Source organism: Draconibacterium orientale (genome assembly GCF_900111425.1).
Classification (GTDB): Bacteria; Bacteroidota; Bacteroidia; order Bacteroidales; family Prolixibacteraceae; genus Draconibacterium; species Draconibacterium orientale.
On the sequence record NZ_FOHT01000010.1, the window covers coordinates 67129 to 86872 of the forward strand.

General features: G+C 44.5%; 12 protein-coding genes. All 12 read right to left on the bottom strand.

What is annotated here, in order from left to right; translation table 11 throughout:
• Window positions 1–111: 111 nt before the first annotated feature.
• On the bottom strand, window positions 112–2016 hold the full coding sequence (locus BMW53_RS07435; RefSeq protein WP_074780421.1) for a glycoside hydrolase family 28 protein: 1905 nt from the start codon (window positions 2014–2016) through the stop codon (window positions 112–114).
• Window positions 2013–4865: a glycosyl hydrolase gene (locus BMW53_RS07440; RefSeq protein WP_074780424.1), complete on the bottom strand. Its 2853-nt coding sequence runs from the start codon at window positions 4863–4865 to the stop codon at window positions 2013–2015. The genes BMW53_RS07435 and BMW53_RS07440 overlap by 4 nt, the downstream gene beginning before the upstream one ends.
• A gap of 25 nt (window positions 4866–4890) precedes the next feature.
• Complete coding sequence (locus BMW53_RS07445) at window positions 4891–6984, bottom strand: beta-galactosidase (RefSeq protein WP_074780427.1); 2094 nt, start codon at window positions 6982–6984, stop codon at window positions 4891–4893.
• 182 nt (window positions 6985–7166) lie between these two features.
• Window positions 7167–8885 (bottom strand): T9SS type A sorting domain-containing protein, encoded by a 1719-nt coding sequence (locus BMW53_RS07450; protein WP_074780430.1) that lies wholly within the window; start codon window positions 8883–8885, stop codon window positions 7167–7169.
• Window positions 8861–9817, bottom strand: coding sequence for a pectinesterase family protein (locus BMW53_RS07455; protein WP_038554377.1), 957 nt, complete (start codon window positions 9815–9817; stop codon window positions 8861–8863). Before BMW53_RS07455 ends, BMW53_RS07450 begins: the two co-directional genes overlap by 25 nt.
• Window positions 9818–9819: 2 nt before the next feature.
• On the bottom strand, window positions 9820–10557 hold the full coding sequence (locus tag BMW53_RS07460; protein WP_038554374.1) for a rhamnogalacturonan acetylesterase: 738 nt from the start codon (window positions 10555–10557) through the stop codon (window positions 9820–9822).
• 11 nt (window positions 10558–10568) lie between these two features.
• On the bottom strand, window positions 10569–12254 hold the full coding sequence (locus tag BMW53_RS07465; RefSeq protein ID WP_038554371.1) for a glycoside hydrolase family 28 protein: 1686 nt from the start codon (window positions 12252–12254) through the stop codon (window positions 10569–10571).
• Window positions 12251–13234: a pectinesterase family protein gene (locus BMW53_RS07470; RefSeq protein WP_051567501.1), complete on the bottom strand. Its 984-nt coding sequence runs from the start codon at window positions 13232–13234 to the stop codon at window positions 12251–12253. Before BMW53_RS07470 ends, BMW53_RS07465 begins: the two co-directional genes overlap by 4 nt.
• A 3-nt stretch (window positions 13235–13237) precedes the next feature.
• A complete protein-coding gene (locus BMW53_RS07475) occupies window positions 13238–14860 on the bottom strand; it encodes a glycoside hydrolase family 43 protein (RefSeq protein ID WP_038554368.1) in 1623 nt (540 codons plus the stop codon).
• A 1-nt stretch (window position 14861) separates the two neighbouring features.
• Window positions 14862–16244: a pectate lyase family protein gene (locus BMW53_RS07480; RefSeq protein ID WP_051568124.1), complete on the bottom strand. Its 1383-nt coding sequence runs from the start codon at window positions 16242–16244 to the stop codon at window positions 14862–14864.
• Window positions 16245–16355: 111 nt separating this feature from the next.
• Entirely contained in the window at window positions 16356–17939 is a 1584-nt protein-coding gene (locus BMW53_RS07485) for a DUF5123 domain-containing protein (protein ID WP_038554365.1), read from the bottom strand.
• Between the two features lie 32 nt (window positions 17940–17971).
• Window positions 17972–19741: a RagB/SusD family nutrient uptake outer membrane protein gene (locus BMW53_RS07490; RefSeq protein ID WP_038563475.1), complete on the bottom strand. Its 1770-nt coding sequence runs from the start codon at window positions 19739–19741 to the stop codon at window positions 17972–17974.
• Window positions 19742–19744 lie beyond the last annotated feature (3 nt).

Sequence of the window (19744 nt, forward strand, 5' to 3'; positions counted from 1 at the left end):
GAATCAGAAATACAGAGTTCTTTGCACGGGATTTGCCCAGCCGAAAAATACCGGCGGGTGGCAGGGAGAAATGTTATGTTGGTTTTTAGCTGCCCGATCATTGTTTCGGTTTTAATCATCTATTTGGATGGAAAAGTTTTTCCCTTTAACTTGAATAATGGCCTGGCGTGTATTTTCCTGGTAATTCCAGTTATCGGCGCCATAAATACTTTTGGGTTTGGTTGCCCGGTTAACAAACAGGGTGTAATCATGGTCTTTTTGCCCTTTTACCTGAATAAGATTCCCGTTTTGGCTGGTAATGACCTCCACTTCCGAGTAGTAAAATCCATCGCCAAGCGGTTCGTAGAAATGCAGTGTGGCATCTTCTTGTCTAAGAATATACAGGCTGAATTCCTTCGAATACAAAGTGCTGTCACCATTCGTTAAAGCCTTTGTTTCTGTTGGATTTACCGGAATGATAACCACATCGCCATTTCGGTTTATGGTTTGAAACTGTTCTTCCAGCGTGCGATTTGTTTCTTCCTGAATGGGTTGTGAATTGGTTTTTATTAATTCGGGTTGCTGAATATTATTGCAATCAATTAGCGTGATGGGCTGCCCGGTTGCCGTTTTTAGCACAACATCATTCATGGTCCAGTTGCTGGCATAACTCAGCTGGCCGCTTTCTTCGGCTTCAACCGAAACATTTTCCCAGTTAATGTGGTGAATAGGACGCTCGGGATAAGCGTTGGCATAAAATGCACGTTTAGCTTTTGTTACCTTTATATCGCTGAGTTTGATATTCCTGAACTCGGGAATTCCCTTTTCTTCAGGAACAACGCGCTGGCTCAGCACCCGCCAACGGTCTTTTATTTCTTCCTCGGGAATATCGTCGGGAATGGTGCAGTAGCTGTATTCGGGATACCAGTTCAGCTCAAAATGAAAAGGGTTGGCCACATTCTCCATTTTTATGTCGTGAAAGTGGATGTTTTCGATAATTCCACCGCGTACTTTTGCCGATTTAAAACGTATGCCAATATTGGTGCCCATGGCTTTTAATCCATACACTTCGATGTTGCGCATGCCACCCGAGGTTTCGCTTCCCAGGGTTATTAAACCATGCCCGGCGCGTGTGATGCAATTTCGGTAAACGATATTTTCGGCGGGGCGGTTTACGCGCAATCCATCGGCATCTTTACCGGCTTTTATACAAAGGTTGTCGTCGTTACAGTCGATGTCGCAATTTTCCACCAACACATCTTTTGACGAGTCGGTATCAATACCATCAGAGCTTGGTCCGTGGCCGCCAATGTTGTTACGAACCACCAGTCCATCCACATGCACGCGGGTACTGTAGGTTAGCGAGATGGTCCAGAACCCGGCGCGTTTTACGGTAAAGTCTTTGAGCAGCACATCTTCCGATTTCCAGATAACGACCGGGCGCACACGCTCGCAATCGTAATCAACTGACCAGCGAATTCCTTTGTCTTTGTACTCGCCCCACATGCCGCCACTGTATTTGGGGTCGCCCCAAAATTTATCCCACCAGTATTTGCCGTTTCCATCAATCACTCCTTTTCCGGTAATGCGCACATTTTTCTCATCGTAAACATTGATCAATGCTGCCGGCCACTCCATTTCAATTCCTGCTATGCGGGTCCACTTTCGCGGGTAATAATCGTTGTTTTGAATGGCCTGAATTATAACGCCTTCTCCGATATGAAGTTCCACATTCGACTTTACAAAAAGAGCTCCCGACAAATAGGTTCCTGCCGGGAAAATTACTTTTCCGCCTCCGGCTTCTGCCGCTGCATCAATGGTTTGCTGAATCGCTTCGGTGGCCAGGGTCTTTCCGTCTGCTATGGCACCAAAATCGGCTACATTAAAAGATTTATCTGGTATTACAGCAAAGTCATCGTTGTAAAAAATGCTTTCCAAATGTTTCACCAACTCACTTTTGTGGGCTTTCTGCGCCTGCTTTTGCGAACAGGATAAAAGCAGCGAAAAAAGTAGGATGGCTATCGATAATCGTTTCATTTTAGTTGTTTTTGATCTTTTTCAGTTAGTTGAATTAAGCGCACCGGCCCCAACAAACCGGAGGGGAGTGGCTCCCAGTTGGCTGCTGTAAAAGTACCGTTGGTCCCAACGTTTTCCCTATGGTGAGCAGCAAAGTTGATGTTGTAGAATTTTTTGTAGTTCACCTGGTTTTTGTCCATGTCGATTATTCGGTTGGCCATCAGGTTGGTAACTTTTAGTTCGAGCGTATTGTGCGCCTGCAGTAATTCTTTTGGCAGAATGATTTGATATACCGGCCCAATCAGTGTTCCAATTTTATGTTCGTTTAGCCACACTTCGGCCGATTCGTGTACTTCGCCCAAATCAAGCAGGTAATTATTATCGCCGCTTTCAGCATTTTCAAAATTGGTTTTGTAACTGGCTGTTCCGGAGAATTTTTGCAACTCTTCGGATTGTACAGACCACGATTTTAATTCATTGGTTTTTAAAGAAGCTGGTAAAGTCGGGCCTCCTTTCTCAAATGTAATTTCCCACTCAACGGTCAGTTCTTTTTTTGTGTCTGCTTGTTCCCAAAGTGGATAATCTTCAGCTTCAACTTGGTTCGAATACCACTGCAGGATCTGTGTTTCGCCGGGTTTTAGTTGAAGGTAAACTTGTGTTTGTCCCTCACTATTTTTTTGCGTACAAGCTTTCCCAAAAGTGTTATTCATTGGATTGAACCAAACCGCTGTTTTGCCTGATTTCTGAAGAGTGATCCATTTATCCATTTCGTTTCCGGTCCAGTTCGAAATGAAATAACAGGTTCCTTCCTGTCGTTCAACTCTGTTGTACCAAAGTTCTTGCTGAGCCAGTTCTTCACCATAAACTCCGCTTGCATTTAACAGGATTTTTACATCATTGCCAACCATGATTTTTCCATTACCAATTGTGGCCGATTGGTAATTTTCTTCGGGTTGAAATTCTAGTTCACCAATCAGTTTCTTTACCTCCGCTTGTTGGCTTTCAAAGTTGTTTAACCCGGGAACTTTTACGGGGATTTCATTCTTAAAAATGATGGTAGCTCCGTTTTGCGCCAGTGAAAAAAGGTGTTTCAAGGTTTCCAATGGAATGGCTGTACAAGAGGGAACTACAATGGTTTTATAGTCAGCTCCGGCAGCTTGAATTTTCCCATTGGAAGTGTTTAACTTTCTGATTTGCCTGTCGGAAATGTAATCGAACGAAAGTCCCCGGGCAAGGAGTTCGTTGCTGATTTCAGCTGTTAGTTCTTCGTTGCTTCCGCCAAAATGTGGAAGGATATTTCGGTCTCTTTCCGTCCATGCGTCGTATATTGGGAAATACAACAGGATGTCGTTATCGGGTGTTGAATTCTGCATAAACGACTGGCAATTGGTAATGTATTCATTCACTACTTTTAAATCGTTCCACCAGGTGTTTGTTGGCGCAAAATGTACGGCGGCGTAAAACATCCACCCGGGCCATTTTTCTTCTACAGGCGAGTACGGCGTACCATGATAAACGATGTGATTAACACCGTTGCGCAGGTAATTGTCGGCATTTTGTTTTACATCGGCCAGGGTGCTTAAAAAGTGCTCGTTGAGCCAGGTGGCAGCTTCGCAGGCAATTAGCGGTTTGCCCGAAGTATGTCCGGCAGAAGTGGCCATTTTTATGCGCATCGGACTGGTTCCTTCGGTTTCGGGAATATGGCTGGCTTCGTACAAATCGAGAATGGCAGCCGGCGAACCGTGTGCCTGATTACGAACGATCGTTTTGTACGATTCGGCCCAATCGGCCCAAACTGTGGTGAATTTTTCCAACAGTAAATCGGAAATAGTTTCGCGGTAATCGCACAAAACACGCCGGTTGGTTTCTTCGTCCAGATCGCCAAAAAGCGCAGGAAGTGTTGTTTTTAAATCGTATCCTCTGCGTTTTTCAAACTCCTCAAAAAACAGGGGAGTCCAGTTGGCATCGCCGTAAGCATCGTCCACTTCGTACGAATCGTTAAAAAATGCCCGAAGCCCTGACAAGTCGATGTTTCTGGCATTTTTATCAAAATCGGTTAAAAACAGTTTAGTGGCTTCTTCCGAAAAATGGTCAATCACATTTCCTTCGCCACCGGTTCCTGCGCGCTCTACCATTTTACCGTGCCAGCCCTGAAAAACGGCGTATAAATCCCAGTTCCCTTTGGGAGCTGTCCAGTCGAGAATTCCGTTGGCGTTAACGAAATTGGTCAAATCAATAGTTTCTCCCTGCTTATTAACAGCCATCAGCGTTTGCAGTGGCAGCGGCTTTTCAAAACGTACCTGGTCGAGTGCCAAATCCTGTAAATTAGTATTGCTGCGAATGGGGAATTTTACTTCCGAAATATCAACTTTTTTATTTACGGCACGCACCAGCGACGGCTGGATAAACTCAACTTTCTCCTTCAGTCGTTCACCCGTTTTTAATTGGTATTTTTTGTGTTGAACGTTTTTACAGGCATGTTCAGCATCAATCCAAGGGCCTCCAAACGGCCACCCTGATGCATTGGCCAGATCGACACCCAACCCAAGTCGTTTCGCTTCTTGTAAGGTAAACTCAAACATTTCCATCCACTTCGCCGATTGAAATGAAATGGATTGGTCTTCGTAGCCTTTTACATCGTAAATGGGTGTGATTTCTACTCCTCCAAAACCGGCTTCAGCCAGTTCTTCCAGGTTGGCTGTTAGATTGGTTTTGTCAACAGCGCTTCCGTGCCACCACCAGCGTGTCCACGGTTTGGTTTCGTTGGTTTGTTCAGGCCACTGAGGGACAATTGTTTTTTCGCACGATGAGAATATCAAAATGACGAAAATTAGGATGAACGATCGGTTTAGGTTTATTGCTTGTGTCATCGGCAGAATTTGCGTTATCGTTGCTTTATTTTGTTTTCCAAACCAATACGCCGGCAGTTGGAAGAGTTGTGTTACCTATCAGAATTTCGGTACCGGCAGGCAATTCCATCGGGTAGGCAATGTTCGAGTAATTCACTGCAATTCCGTAACCATCGCGGTATTCCACCATTACACCTTCAGGATAATCTTTTACTTCGATAGCAAGACGATCGTAAAGTTTGTCCAGAACTGCACGCTCCAGTTTGCCATCGTGACTGTCGACGCCAACGTAAGTAACTGTTCCGTTACCCAGCTTATTAAATGTTACTGCAGTTTTCCCTGCATAATAATCGCCGCTGAAAGTTCCCCAGCTTTCGGTGCCTTTGTTGGTGTGCATAATATCGCCCCAGCTTGTCCATGCGTATCTTTTATTGTCCATCACCACGGTGTCGGGTGCAAATGGGCGGAGCAAATCGTAGAATTCAATTTCGCCGCCAATCAGTTCGTAGAGCGGCTCGGCATGTTTTGCCTGCCATAGATGCCCGAACTCATCCTGATGCCCGGTGCGAACCGACATTACCAGGTTGCCGCCATTTTTTACATATTCCGTTAGCTTGTCAATCAGCTGTAAACTCATTTGCTGGTAGGCCGGGGCAACAATCACCGGGTACTTTGCAAAATCCATGCTGTCGCGAATAAAATCAACCGGTGCACCAAATGTTTTCAGTGCTTTGTAGTATTTCAGTACATGGCCTTCGGTATCCCAAACGTTGGTTTGTTTGTTGTTGTTTATGGCAACGGTATTGTCGGGATCGTACAAAATAGCTGTTTCCCGATTTAAGTAATCCTGTGGAATTTGCCCCTTGGAAGGATTGTTGCGAAGCATTTTTATTTCTTTTATAAACGCTTCGTATTCCAGTCCGCCCGGAGTCGGTGTTACGCCGTCGGGACCCACAATTCCGTAATGATATTGCTCGTAGCCATAAATGGGTGCACGAAAACGATAGGTAAAAGTGAATTTGCTACCTCCGGCAAAAACGTGCCACAACCACAGGCGAACGGCTCTGGGCAAGGGTTGCGAGTTAATCGATCCCCAGTTTACCTGTCCGGGTTGCAGTTCCATAACACCATAAATTGGCGATAGTGGACGGTAAAAATCGTTGGCCATTGCAATGCGCGAGTATTCGCCTACACGGTAACCTTTCGGGCCAATTCCATGGTGCTCGCCGTAAATCATGTAGCGGGTGTAGCTAATAAAATCCAGCTCTTTGCTGGCGCCGGCATAGCGCGCATCGTAGTAGGGGATGTAGTTGGTAGTAATCCACTGATTAGGATTGGCAAACTGACGAATAACCACTGCCTGGTCATCCAAAAAGCTTGATGTTTCGTAATCACAAAAACGACTGTGATCCAAACGCTGGTACAAATTCATTCCCCATTGCGTGTGTTTTGGGATGTTTATCTGGTCGAAAGTAGTATAAGTACCACTCCAGAAGTTGGTTCCCCAGGCATCGTTCAGTGCTTCAATGTTACCATATTTTTCTTTCAACCACGCTCTGAAACGTTTTTGGGCATCATCGCCAAAATCAACATTGGCAGCAGGTTCGTTGTCGAGTTGCCAGCCAAAAATCCGGTCATCGTTGCCATAATGTTGGGCCAGTTCTTCAATCATTTTCAGCGAATAACTTCGGTAATACTCATTCGAGAATGACGCATGTTGGCGCGATCCGTGGTCCATTTTTGTGCCGTCTTCATGCTGTTTCAGAATATCGGGATGTTTGCGCACCAGCCAAACAGGTGGGGTAGCTGTTGAAGTGCACATTACTACTTTCAGGTTATATTTGTCGGCCAATGCCACAGCACGGTCGAGCCACGAGAAATCGTAAACGCCTTCTTCCGGTTCCAGTTGAGCCCAGGCAAATTCAGCAAAATGGGTAAATTCAAAACCCATTTCTGCCATTTTTTTAATATCGCGTTCCCACTGGCTTTCGTCCCAGTGTTCGGGGTAATAATACGCGCCAACGGAAGTTAAATCTTCAGGAGGAAAATAATTTCGACTTTGTGCTAATGTGCTTGTTGAAAACAGAGTAACTAAAAGGAAGTTAAGAAGTAAGAATCTGAAAAGTTTTTGTTTGCTCATGAATTTTGGTCTTTATTTGAATTGTGGATCGATTGCACATTATTACGACGTACAATTTTTCGAAAATGTCTAATCGGAAGCAATAAAATTACGAAAAGTAGGAGATTATTCAGGCTCAGTACAAATTGTTTTGACGTTTATTCTAATCGTGACTTGTACAACAGGATTCGGTATTCGAAGAATTAAAACACAGCTATTTTTCTGGTATGAATTTTATTATCTGAATCCAGAACACGAACGAGGTAAATTCCTTTACTACCTACAGAAATTGGCATTTGAACCACCACTGAATCAAATGTTTGTTTTGCGATAAGTTTGCCTGTAATATAATACAACTCAACGCTTTTTACCTCAGTGGAATGATCGATAATCAAGTTTTGGTTACTTCCGTTATAATAAATGCTGATTGTTTTCTCGTTTCTTGCAATATCGTTAATTGCTGTGTGTATTCCACCTTCATCTTGTTGTTCAGTAATTTCAGCTACAAGCGAATTAAGGTAAACTTCAACGTTTGGATAGAGGCCGTCAACAGTGGTTAGCTGCACATCCGATGGATCGTTCGGATTTAATGCATTTGCAGTTTCCCAGTCATCTGGCATACCATCTTCGTCGGAATCATCAGGTGCTTCATTTGATTTTAACAGCGGCCAACCCCCAACTGATCCCTGCGTATCGATTAAACCGTTTGTGCTGCCATTTCCTCCATCGGTAAAAGTGACGGTTCCGGTAGCTGTTTCATTAAGAATTCGGATATCAACAGCATCGTATATCAAGCTGGCACCGGCAAAATCCAATACTTTCAAAAAGGCTTCTTCTGCGGTGTGTGTGATTACTTCTCCGGCTTCGTATTCCATTTCCGCTTTAATGTCGTCTTTGGTAACACCCCGCGCATAAGTTGAAAAAGTAGAATGCATGTTTACGCCCAACCAGTTATCCTGCGTAACCTGATCACTGGCAGTTGTAATATTTCCATCGATGTAAAACGTTCCGAAAGTACCCGCCGGTTGGTTATTTTCACCATTATCGGCATAGGGTTGGATAATTCTGGATTTGTTGGATGAAGCCGGTCCGGCCTGGTAATAATTATTAACCAGGTTGTAGCGCCCACCTTCAGCCGCGTAAGCGCTGTTGGCGCCCCAGTTGTAAATTACGTTGTTTCTGAAATCAACCAATTCGTATTCCGCGCGATCAGAATAGCGACTTCCGCAAAAGCGCGGATTACGACTGTCGTGATGAGCCAGCAGGTTGTGATGAAACGAGGCCTTTTCGCCGCCCCAGATTCCGCCGTAACCATGTGTTCCCTTTTCGTGCACCGAAATACGCAAACTCTCCGAAAGAATGCTCCATTGCAGCGTGAAATTCTCGTTGTTGTAAAACGAAGCACATTCGTCGGTTGACCAGCTCATGGAACAATGATCGATTATTATATTTTTTTGATAACGTCCGCTAAGGGCATCGTCTTCCTGCAAGGCTTCGTCGCCCATTCGGAAACGCATGTAACGGATGATGACATTATCTGCCTGAATTTTTACCGGGTAATCGCGCAGAGTAATCCCATCGCCCGGTGCAGTTTGGCCGGAAATGGTTATATCGTTATTGGTAATTTTTAATGCCGATCGGAGCTGGATTGTTCCCGAAACTTTGAAGATCACAATTCGCGGATAAGCCTGATTCACTGCATAACGTAAAGTGCCTTCCTGAAGATTGTCTTCCAGCGAGGTAACAAAAATTACCTTTCCGCCACGTCCGCCGGTGGTATATTTTCCAAAACCTCCGGCACCCGGAAAAGCCGGTAGTTTATCTTGTGCCAGTACAGGAACAAGGATTAGTAACAGCACGAGCAGACTGAAAATTGTTTTGAAGAATTTTTTGGGGCTTACTCGTTGATTTGTGTTGTCCATTCTCCCAGAATATTTTTAAGGGTGTATTTTGCTGCTTCTTTGCGGCTTAACTGCTTTGCCCATTCTACCCGGTTTTGACTGGCACCGGGGCCTGTGCTGTTGTACTCGGCATAAAATGTGGTGCCTTTATCTTCTTTGTTGCTCCATGCTGCCCAACCTTCGCTGCAAATGTGTTGGCCCAAAAAGCAGTTTAAAAACACGGTTTTGGCGTAAGGCCGCCACGGTCGTCCGAGGTAAACTTGCTGAACTCCTTCGTCGGCTTGCAGGCTGCAATCGATGAATACAAAACCAAAATCATTGTTTTTCCGGGTACTTGCCGCCGTTATGTAGGAATCTTTTTTGCTGATTATGGTACAATTCTGAAAAACAACAGTTGCCGAACCAAAAATAAAATCGGTACTTCCGGTTATGATACAGTTCTCGAACAGCTGATGACTGTTTTCTCCATCGAGAAATACAGTATCCTGATTGCCCAGAATTTTACAGTTTTTAAACCGACACCGATTACCTTCAACATGCAAGGCCACGGCTTGTCCAACCGGGCCGGCAGCATTCGAAATAGTCAGATTCTCGGCATAAAAATCATCGGCTTCCACTTTAAAGGTGTAAGTGAAAAATGTGCTGTTTCGTCCCCGGTTAATTTGGTCGAAATAATCATCCCAAATGATAATGGTTTTATCCCGGTTTTCGCCGATAAACGAGAGCTGATTATTCCACGCGGGTACGCACACTTTTTCGCGGTACAAGCCATTTTTTATAAATATCGTGATTCGTTGCGGAGGGTAGGCTTTGGTGGCATCAATGGCTTCCTGTATCGATTCAAAATCGCCGCTTCCATCTTGTGCAACAGTCATTTCGAACTGAATATTGGTTTGCGCCCCAGCGAAAAATACCGAGCATGCAAACAACAGAATAAAGCCCAATTTTCTCATAATTACTTTAAATTCGTTGCCAATTCAGGTATGTTTTCTTTTAGTGCTTCGGTAGCCAACTGAGCTACTTTATGCGCCCCTTTCTGCGATAAATGCGTGTCGTCTTTTCGTGGTTCCGGGTGGCGTTCATTCGTAATGTCAGTCCACAAATACATTTGTTTTGAGGCTTCATCGCCAAGCGAATTTACCCATTCTTCGGTAATTTTTTGCAAATCGATAAGCGGTACATCCAATAAATCAGCCACTTTGCGGGTAGCCACCGGATAATCGCCATGTGTATCGTTTAACTTCCCATTCTCTCCAAACTTTCGCCGAACTATGGAAGTGAAAAGCACAGGTATTGCACCTTTTTCACGCGACTCATTTATAAACTTACTGAGGTTTTCGGTGTACGAACCAAACGGAGTGGTGTAGCGTGTAGAGTCGTACGCTTTCTGGTCGTTGTGTCCAAACTGAATAAAAACATAATCGCCGGCCTGTAAGCTGTCGAGCACGGTTTGCCACCTGCCTTCGTCAATAAAACTTTTTGAACTTCTGCCATTTCTCGCATGATTTTTTACGGCAACGTTTGGAGTCAAATATTCGTCTAGCACCATACACCATCCGGTTTCCGGAAAAGCATCAGCCTCTTTGTTGGCCATCGTGGAATCTCCAACACAATAAATGCTGAATTGTTTTGGCTTTTGGCAGGCGCTAAAGAAGATCAGAATAAGTACGCAGAAATAGAACAGTCGTTTCATGGTTCACGCTATTAAAATTTAACTGCTTTTTCAGGTACCTCTGATCCAATTGTTGTGTATTGTTTTACATTGGTTTTCGGGTTCGAAATGCTTATGTTGTTACACTGCGAACCATTGATTGTAATGGCATCAGCCGCTTGATAATCATAGGCAAGATCATTAACATCAACATCTGCGCTGTTAAAAATATGCAGGGCTATATCGTTACGGGTTATCAGTTTTGTATCGTTGATTTTAACCCCTTTCGCATCAATAATCTGGAATCCGTTATCGGCTTTCAAATAGAGGTTATTCAGCTCAATATTTTCAAGGGGCATTTCCGGAAGTCCCTGAAGAAAAACGGCCTGCTGTGCTCCGTTAACCGTAACATTGGAGATTTTGATGTTTTTAAACTGCGGTGTTTCTTCGGTAACAGGAACAAGTTCTGTTGATGTTTTCATTCCGCCTGCAGCCAACATTTCAGAAATGGATTGTCCGCCGTAATACAGGTTAAACGAAATGGCATTTGTTGGTATGTTGGTCATGTAAACATCGGAGATAAAAATATTCTCGACAACGCCGCCACGGCCGCGGGTGCTCTTAAAACGCAAGCCCACATCGGTGCCCATAAAGGTGCAGTTCGAAACGTGCATGTTGCGCACTCCGCCCGACATTTCGCTGCCAACGGTAACACCACCGTGCCCGTGGTAAACAATATTGTCTTTAATGATGAGGTTTTCGCACGGAATTCCGTAACGTCGCCCGTCTTCGTTTTTTCCCGATTTTATACAAATTGCATCGTCACCCACATCGAAATTACAGTTTTGTACCAGTACATTTTTGCACGATTCGATATCGATTCCGTCGCCATTTTGTGAATACCATGGATTACGAACGGTTAGGTTTTTTACGGTCAGGTGTTCAACCCTTAACGGATGAATATTCCAGGCGGGTGAATTCTGAAACACAGGGCCATCGAACAGGATGCGTTTACTGTTTTGTATGCTTACAAACACCGGACGTAAATAATCACGTATGGTTTCAAATTCTTCTTTTGTTTGCAGATCGTCGCGCACGTTTTGGTCGCCACTTCCTTCGGCACCAATTTTATATTGCTCTGACGGATACCAAACATCGCCTTCATCGCTTACAATACCTCCTGATTTTACCAGCTCTTTCCAAGCACTCTCCGTAAGTTTCGATTTTTTTACTGCACGCCAGGCGTCGCCGTTTCCATCCCAAACGCCTTTACCGGTAAATGCAACATTTTCAATGTTTCGTCCGTGTATGGGCGACAGACAACGATAAGTATCCAAACCTTCGAAATTGGTAGCGATAACCGGATAATGATCTTTGTTGGCTGAGAAAAGAATCACTGCACCTTGCTCGGCATGCAATTCCAGATTGCTTTTTAACTCAATGGGGCCGGTTAGCCAGATGCCGGGAGGAATGGTTACTTTCCCGCCTCCTTTATCTGTAACCTCGTTTATGGCAGCTGCAAAAGCTTCGGTATTTATTTCAATTCCGCCACTTATTGCACCAAAATCGGTTATCGATACAGCGTAGTCAGGAATTTGTGGTTCCTGAATTATCGGCATTTCAAACTCAATTGTTTCGTACAAGTTATTGGCGGTTTTGGGAGGTGCACTTTTTTCAGTACATCCCACCGCGAAAACCGCAGCGGCAAGTATTAGATTAGAGATCTTTTTTACTATCATTTTTCAACGTTTTTAATTTCTTCCAGGTTGGAGAACAGTTCTTCTGTCCAGTCTCCAAAAATCTTTTCAACAGCGTATTCTTGTGCTTCTACATCGCTTAGCTGGTGCGACCATGCAACTCTGTTCCCGGTGCCGGCACCTTCGCCGGTATTTTTGTATTCAGCAAAGTAGGCTGTCTTTTCTTTCTCAGGATCGCGCCAGTTGTGCCAGCCTTCAGGTTTTATTTGTTTTCCCAGCTTGCAGCCGATAAAAACGGATTTGCCATAAGGTCGCCACGGACGGCCCAGGTAAAACGAGTTTTCGGGAGCATCACCGGTGATATTACAATTCAGAAAAACAAAGCCATACTCTGTATTTTCTTCTGTTGATGGGGCAGTAATGTAACCAGCTGTTTTGCAAAAAATGGTGCAGTCTTCAAAAACGGCTGTCGACCAACCGAAAATAAAATCAACTGTACCTTCGATGTAGCAATTCCGGTAGTACTGTCGGCTGTTTTTTCCGTGCGGATAAAGGGTGTCCTGATTTCCCAGGAAGCGGCAGTTCTCGTAAGCCACTTTGTCGCTCTCGATACGCACGGCAACCGCTTGTCCAACCGGGCCGGCCGAGTTTTGAAATGTTATGTTTTTAGCAATAAAACCTTCTCCAAAAATGAAAAACGAAGAGGAGCCGGTAGTGCCCATTTCTTCGCCAAAGCGGTTCTTTTTGCTGGCGTAATCATCGTACGTAAGGATGGTTTTTTCGAGCTCCTCGCCAATAAAAGTTACCAGCGTTTTGCTGGCCGGTAATACAAGTTTTTCTTTATAAACACCTTTTTTTATGAAGATTGTAGTGCGGTTTTTCCTGAAATCGGGAACCGCATCAATAGCTTGCTGAACAGATGTGAAATCGCCGCTTCCATCTTTTGCCACCACAAAATCCCAGGCTTTTGCCGAGGCAGCCATCAACAGTAATACAAATGATATGAAGAGTTTATTTTTCATTGCTTATTTCTCTACCCTAAACCAATCAATATCAACTGTTCCCGAGTCGTTTGTAATGCCTTCGCGCAGGGCAAAGTAGCCTATTTTTGCACCGATCCATCGGCCCGGTTTTGCTGTAAATGCTTCGCCAACAGTTTTAAATGTTTTTCCGTTGCTGCTATAACTAAAAGTGCATAGCGCATCTTTTTTTACATTTATTCTGAAGTAGATTTCATTGCTGTCAAAAGTTTCCGAATGTTGTTCAATTACCTTTCCGCCAGTTCGTGCATTTTCGCATTTTGCCACACGCAGCTGAAGTTGCTTGTTTATTTGTTTTAACGAAATATACTGGTAATCTTCGCCCATTACCACAAAACCTGTTTCTTCATTGTTGGTGCGGGCATTGAATGTTATTTTAGTAGTGGCCGTAAATTCTTCGGAAGGGAACTTTTGTAACAACAGGTTTGGAATGCTCCAAAGTCCGTCTTCTCCCTCGGGTCGCACAATACAATTCAAACGATAAAAACCAAGGTTTCCCGATGGAAAGCCATAGGAAATGTGTTTATTGGCCTGCCATTGCCATTGAATTCCCAGCTGAGAGCGATTAAACTCATCACTCTCAGGAGGAGTTGAAATCGGGTAAGTAGCTCCAACATCCGGTTTTTGGTAGGTAAGCACCGGTTCGCCAATTCCATCGCCATCTTTATCAATGCCAATTACCGGCCAGTCGTTTTGCCAGGTCATCGGATTTAAGTGAACAACACGCCCGTAAGCTTCTTTATCCTGAAAATGGATGAACCAATGTTCGCCGCTTTTTGTGTTGACCCAGGCTCCCTGATGCGGACCGTTAATAGCGGTTTTGCCCTGAGCCATTACTGTTTTTGTTTCGTACGGGCCATACACATTTTTCGAGCGGAGCACAAGTTGCCAACCGGTTGAAACGCCACCTGCCGGAGCAAAAATGTAGTAATATCCATTGGCCTTGTAAAATTTCGGTCCTTCAACGGTAGGATGAGCGTCGTGCCCATCGAAAACCATTACTTCGTCGCCGATAACCGCTGTTCCTTCGCTGTTCATTTCCTGAACAAGGAGCACCGATTTTATGCGTGCTCGACTACCTGCAAAGGCATGTGTTAAATACACTTTCCCGTCGTCGTCCCATAGTGGCGACGGATCGATCAAACCTTTTCCGGCTTTTACCAGAATTGGTTCCGACCACGGACCTTCAGCCTGTTTGGCTTTAATCTGATAGATTCCAAAATCAGGATCGGGGTAATAAATATAAAATTCGTTATTGTGGTAGCGGATGCAAGGCGCCCAAACACCGTTTCCGTGTTGCGGAATGTTAAACACGTCTTCAGGAACCTGTTTCGGCAGAGCATAAGTTATAAGTTGCCAGTTTACCAAATCTTTTGAATGAAGTATTGGCAAACCTGGAACACAATTAAATGATGAGGCTATCATGTAATAATCGTCGCCAACGCGCACCACATCCGGATCGGAATAATCGGCATGGATGATCGGATTTTTATAGGTTCCGTCGCCGTTATCGGCTACCCAAACCTTTGAAATCTCCGTTTGTGCACTGCAGAAAAGCGACACACCGCAAAGGATTATCAGGATTATTATCGTTGGTTTCAGGTTCATGTTATTTCTTTTGGGCTACAATCGAGTTCAGGTAAACTTCAATGTTGGTATATTCTTTATTGAGCTTGTAATCGTTGTTATCCACTTGTTCCGGATTCAGCCCGTTTTGTTTTTCCCACTCATCGGGCATTCCGTCGTTGTCGGCATCGGGTGGAGGAGGAGTGGAGCGTAAAAGCGGCCAGCCTCCCACATCGGACTGGCTGTCGATGATTCCTTTTCCGCCATCTCTGAATTGTTTGCCGACGCTTTCTTTTCCGGTGTTGGCTTCGCGAATTATGCGTTTGTCAACGGCGTCGCGCTGAAAACTGGCACCGGCATCGCGCAGTACTTTTTTGAACGCTTTTTTTGCGTCATCAGTTTTTATGGCAGTATGTTCAACCGGACTGGTGAGCCGCGATTGATCGATCATTTCCTGTGTGAGGTGTTTTACCTGCACACCGCCATCCCAGTTATTTTTTGAGATTTCTTTATTTCCTTCAATTATATTTCCGGCAAGGTAAAACCAACCTGCGCGGAGTGTGTCGGTATTTCTGCTTTCGCTGAAAAAACTTTGTGTGAGGTTTAGGATGCGGTCGCGCACATCTTTTTTTGTTGCCGGACCGGGTTTGTAATAATTATTCACCAGGTTGTAATGGCCTTCTTCGCCACCATAAATGCTGTTGTTTCCCCAGTTGTAAATTACGTTATTTCTGAAATCGGCTTTTTCAAATTCCGGATTGTTGGTGTAGCGCGATCCTTGTAGCCGCGGATTCCGGCTCACATGATCGGAAATAAGGTTGTGATGAAAACTGGCATTTTTTCCGCCCCAGATACCGCCATAACCGTGTGCTCCTTTGTGATGATCGGAAAGGTTAAAACTTTCGCTGATAATACACCATTGCAGTGTGAAATTTTCGTTGTCGTAAAACGAAGCTACTTCGTCGTTGGCCCAGCTAAAACTGCAATGGTCTATTATAATATTTTTATTTCGCATTCCGGTAATGGCATCCATTTCCTCGTGTGCATTGTCGCCGGGGCGTACACGCAGGTAGCGTATAATAACATTGTCGGCGTCAACGCGTACTCCGTAATTTTTCAGGCAAATTCCATCTCCCGGAGCGGTTTGCCCGGCAATGGTAAGATCGCCGTTTTTTATGTGAATGGTTTTCTCCAGTTCAATGGTTCCTGATACTCTGAAAATAATGGTACGCGGTCCTTCTGCCTCAATGGCTTTTCTAAAACTTCCGTTGCCTTTATTATTCAGGTTATCAACAAAAATAATCTTGCCACCGCGACCTCCGGTTGTGTATTTTCCACCTCCTTCAGCCCCCGGAAAGGCGATTTGCTGTTGCCCGAAAACCGTTTGAAAAAGGAGAATCAGAATTATGCTTACCTGTACTTTCATGAAAAAATTAATGATAGAATCCCCGGGATCCATACTCCCGGAGATTCTTTTTAACTAACTAAAAGACTAACTAATTGATAACTTAAATATATCGTTTCGTTATTTATTAAATTATTTCCATCGTGGGTCGCCTGCGTCAACAGCATCGAAAGCGAACGAGAAATCGCCATTGTCAGGATCTTCCCACAAACCGTCGTAAGTAACACCCAGCGAAGTCAACTGATCAACAATTGAATAGTCGGAGTTTACAAAGTCGGTGGTTGCATATGAATTGGTAATGGTTACCACCACATCTTCGGGTGCACGAATACCAGTGATTGATGGTTCGTCGCCATAAGAAGTTGTGCCGAAAATACAGTTCGTAACCTGAACGCCGCTTGTGATAACAGCATTTCGGATATCCATTAAATAACGGCCCGAGCTAAACGGTGTTTTGTTGAATGTACAGTTTTCAACAATAATACTTTCGCATGCCACAGGATCGTCGTAGCGGATGAAATGGCATTTTAAACTGTCGATGGTTGAGTTGGTAATTTTTACAACAGTTGCATTTGTATTGGTTTCGGTAGCGCAGAAAACGCCATAACTACCACTGCTTTTACCCAGGTTGTGAATGATACAGTCGTCAACCAGGAATTCGCCAATGGTTTGGTCTGAACCACCACGCAGACGCATAATCTGGCGGCCCATGTAGTACATTTTACAACCAATGAATTTAACGGCGCCAATGTTACAGGCTTCGCTTTCCATATCAAAAACACCACGGATTTGCCCTTGCGAAGCGTCCATATTCGTGTAACCGCTCATATTCAGGTTCTCGAAAACAATTTCTTCGGTTGGGAGAATGCTTGCTCCAATGTAAAACATACGGTCGCCGCTTGTGGCATAAATTACCGGAAGATCACCATCGAGTCCTTTAATTTTTATGGCTCTTTCCAGCATCATATCGCCTTCGAAACCAAATTGTGCCCCGGCAGCCAGAATAAGCACATCGCCCGATTCGGCACCGCTGATTGCTGCAGCCAGATCTTCGCCGGCATCAACAAATACATCGCCTTCCATGATGTAATCCTGTACTCCGCGACCTTTGTTGCCATTCAGGATCGTGATCACATATTCGCCATTTGGCAGATCGGTGATCGATTTCATTCCGGCAGTTTTCTCATCAGCAGAGATATCATAGGTAATTTCACCTTCGCTTGAAACAAAGCTTAACGCAGTAACTGCTTTTCCGGGAGTCCAGCTAACATCGATGCTGTTCAGCCCGGTCATGGCTACGTCATACTTATTAAAAATATTCTCGGGCAATGATTTAAATGCCAGTTCTGCCCATTTTGAGTCGGCAATACTGTCGTTCATCCCTTTTACACGTGCCGAGTATTGCGAGTTACCGGCTGGCAATTCGTAAACGTAAGGCAGATCGTCGGGGCCAACCGTTGCGGTATGAATAATATTGGCAAACGATAAGCTGTCGTCGCTGATTTCCAGTTCATACGTTTGTACTTTTTTGTTGAATCCCCAGCTTAAGGATACTACCGTTTGGTTGCTGATTTTAGCTTCCAGCTCCAGGGGCGTAAATACCCTGTCGAATTCCAGTTCTTCAATAACCGGAGTGATATCATCTTCGCAGGCGTTTATTGCGAATAAAGCAACAATGCCCAACAAGATTCCAATATTTCTAAATATTTTTTTCATCTGATTCTTTTCTTTAATTCACAAAAACGATTTTAGTTAACCGGGTCGTTGTTCAACATCCCGTTACTTGCATCAATAAACACCTGCCAAATTGGCCAGTACTGGTTTTGGTCAGGATCGTTGGTATAGAGCGAATTGATCTTGTCGTCTTCAAGCTGATCTGGTCCGGCCCAGTTTTCTGCGTAATCGTATTCGGTCAGCATATCGTCGGTTTCGCCTCTTTCCAGTCCGTAAAAATCGAGCGTTTCGCCATCGGGCAGGTAGTTGTAGTAAATTTTTGACGGAACATCGGCATATTCACCGGTGCGGTTACGCAGGTCGTCCATTTTCTGTTTTGTTTCGTCCATTTTCGATTTCAGCAAATTCCAACGGATAAGTGCCTGTTTGCGTTCCATTTCGCCACATAACTCAAAACCATGTTCATCAACAATGGCGTTAAACATCGCTTCTTTTGAATTCAGAGCATCAACATAAGCATCAACTTTTGTCGACCAGTCTTCTTCATTAAACGCTCTTTGGCGAATCATTTTTAAATAAGGTGCTGCTGCTGAAGGACCGTTCAATTCATTTTCAATTTCGGCGGCCATTAAAATAACCTCGGCATAACGCATGTAAATTTTGTTTACACCATCGTCGTTGGTTGATGTTACGTAACGAGTCATCCACTCGTAACGCCATTTTCCGAAATACCAGGTATCAATTCCCATCAGTTCCTGAACGGCAGGATTTGATTTACTCCAGCTGTAAGGAACACAAGTTACATCGCGGCGGGTGTCTTTAGCATCGAAATCGTAAAATACATTTGGAGTAGGACCGTAGCTACCTCCGCGTGGCTGACCGGTGTATTGGTCGGCTGCCTGGTGACGCACGGCGTAAGTAAATAAATGGCGTCCGCGACCTTCGGCAAACGGTACTTCCCAAAGCGACTCGCTGCCAGCAGTAATTACCTCTTCGCAGTTCTTCCGCCAAACGGTTTCGAAAGAAGGCTCGAGCGATGCCGTTCCACTGTTTATAATGTCTTTACATTCCTGCAAAGCGATTGGATACAAAGTGCTTACCGATAGTTCAGGATCAGAACTTCTGCTGATAGAACTTCCGCGTTGTGAATATCCGGCTGCTGCCATGCATAAACGTGCGCGCAAACCTTTTACAAATGCTTTGTTCACCTGCTCGGTGGTGGCAGTTGCTTCGGTTTCGCCCGGCCAGGCTACCAACGTTGCAGCCTCTTCCAAATCGGCAATTACATGCTTGTAAATCTCGTCTCTGTTCGATTTTGGTAAGTAAATCGTTTCAGAAGAAATAGGCTCGAAACGGGCTACAATATCGCCATGCGATTTTAACAGGTCAGCGTAGTAAATCGACCGCAAAGTAATCGCTTCACCCAAAAGTTGACCCATTGCAGTTCCCGGCTCAGGATTTCCGTATGTGCGCAGTCCTCTGATACAAATGTTGGCACGCTCAATTCCGCGGTACAACATTGCCCAGTATACGTTATCACGGTTCATATCCGAGTTGGTTGGTGAATTTACGTAACGCGACAAATCGCCACGGGCATTTTCAGAGGTTGAGTTGTTCCACTCAATATCGGTGTTCGAACCGTAGTGGGTAAGAAATCGACCACGATACGAGTTGGTTTGTCCCATCGGTTCTTTAATTCCATCGATGGCTCCCTGCGCCAACTCAACGTTCGAGAAGATCAACGATTCATCCATTGTTGATTGCGTAGGAGCATCAAGGTATTCATCGCATGAGGTGAAAACCACCGCGAAAAATAATATCGTTATATATGCTATTTTATTCATTTT